The organism is Microcoleus sp. S13_C5, from assembly GCF_036700845.1.
Lineage (GTDB): Bacteria > Cyanobacteriota > Cyanobacteriia > Cyanobacteriales > Microcoleaceae > Microcoleus.
On record NZ_JAUBPR010000264.1, the window covers coordinates 1 to 1,968 of the forward strand.

At 49.8% G+C, this 1,968-nt stretch carries 1 protein-coding gene; it reads left to right on the top strand.

The window, feature by feature from the left end; genetic code table 11:
* The first annotated feature begins 240 nt into the window (after window positions 1-240).
* Window positions 241-1,620 (top strand): photosystem II reaction center protein CP43, encoded by a 1,380-nt coding sequence (gene psbC, locus QUA04_RS29460; RefSeq protein WP_333264284.1) that lies wholly within the window; start codon window positions 241-243, stop codon window positions 1,618-1,620.
* The last annotated feature ends 348 nt before the right edge of the window (window positions 1,621-1,968 follow it).

Genomic DNA, 1,968 nt, shown 5'->3' on the forward strand with positions numbered 1-1,968 from the left:
CGTGCTTGGATGGCTCCGACAGACCAACCCCACGAAAACTTCATCTTCCCTGAAGAAGTTCTGCCTCGCGGTAACGCACTTTAAAAAAATCAGGATTTGGATTTCAGATTAATTTAATTTTTTTAAACTAATCTGAAATCCAAATCCCTATTCCCCGGCGCAGGCGCGGTTCTCCCGTGCCCTACTAGGGAACAAAAAAACCCAAAATCCAAAATCTAAAATCGTTGGAGGTTCTACCGGGTGGTAACGCTCTCTAATTCCTACGCAAGCGGTCGCGACCAAGAATCCTCCGGGTTCGCTTGGTGGTCTGGCAACGCTCGTTTAATCAATCTCTCTGGCAAACTGCTGGGCGCACACGTCGCTCACTCTGGTTTGATCGTGTTCTGGGCCGGTGCAATGACTTTGTTTGAAGTCGCTCACTTTATCCCAGAAAAGCCCATGTACGAACAGGGCTTAATTTTGATGCCCCACATCGCTACTTTGGGTTGGGGCGTCGGCCCCGGCGGTGAAGTTACGGATATCTTCCCGTTCTTCGTAGTCGGCGTGCTTCACTTGATTTCATCTGCTGTTCTCGGTTTGGGCGGCATTTATCACGCCGTTCGCGGCCCGGAAGTTCTCGAAGAATACTCTTCTTTCTTCGGCTACGACTGGAAAGATAAGAACCAGATGACCAATATCATCGGCTACCACCTGATTCTGTTGGGATGCGGCGCTCTGCTGCTGGTAGCTAAGGCCATGTTCTTCGGCGGTGTCTATGACACTTGGGCTCCGGGCGGCGGCGACGTGCGTATTATCACGAACCCCACTCTGAACCCGGCTGTGATTTTTGGCTACTTGGTGCGCTCTCCTTTTGGTGGCGAAGGCTGGATTGTCAGCGTCAACAACATGGAAGACATCATCGGCGGTCATATCTGGCTCGGCCTGATTTGTATCGCTGGCGGTGTTTGGCACATTTTGACCAAGCCTTTCGGCTGGGCTCGCCGCGCATTAATCTGGTCTGGCGAAGCTTACCTGTCTTACAGCTTGGGCGCTTTGTCCCTGATGGGCTTCATCGCTTGCTGCTTTGTCTGGTTCAACAACACTGCTTACCCCAGCGAATTCTACGGCCCGACGGGCCCGGAAGCTTCTCAAGCGCAAGCTTTGACCTTCCTGATCCGCGACCAACGCTTGGGTGCTAACGTCGGTTCTGCACAAGGCCCCACCGGTCTGGGTAAATACCTGATGCGCTCTCCTACTGGCGAAATCATTTTCGGCGGTGAAACGATGCGTTTCTGGGATTTCCAAGGTCCTTGGTTGGAACCATTGCGCGGTACTAACGGTTTGGACTTGAACAAAATCAAGAATGACATTCAGCCTTGGCAAGCTCGCCGCGCGGCTGAGTACATGACTCACGCTCCTTTGGGTTCTTTGAACTCTGTGGGCGGTGTGGCGACTGAAGTTAACTCGTTTAACTTCACTTCTCCTCGTTCTTGGCTGTCCTGTTTCCACTTTGTGATGGGTTTCTTCTTCTTGGTCGGCCACTTGTGGCACGCTGGTCGCGCTCGCGCGGCTGTCGCTGGCTTTGAGAAGGGTATCGATCGCGAAAATGAACCAGTGCTAGGTATGCCTAATTTGGACTAATCGATCGAATTTATTTCTGATTTGATTGTCTAATCGAAAAAAGCTCCTGCTTAATGGCAGGAGCTTTTTTTTGTAGGGGAATCTTTGTGGGAAAGTTTGGTTGACAAATAGGGAGGATTATGGAAACATTGAATTCCCAAGGGGATATGGATATAAAAATTTGAGCGGGGAGAGGGAAAACCAGCGTCTGTATGGGGTGACGGCTGAGGGAATGAATATTATTAGGGGAGATTAATTGTGCCACACAATAAAAAACGTTTAAGTTGGTTTGAATGGCTCTCCTGAGTTTATGGTGTAAAATAGCTCAACCAATACAGTTAGAGTAATGAGCTTTCATTTAGACTATTT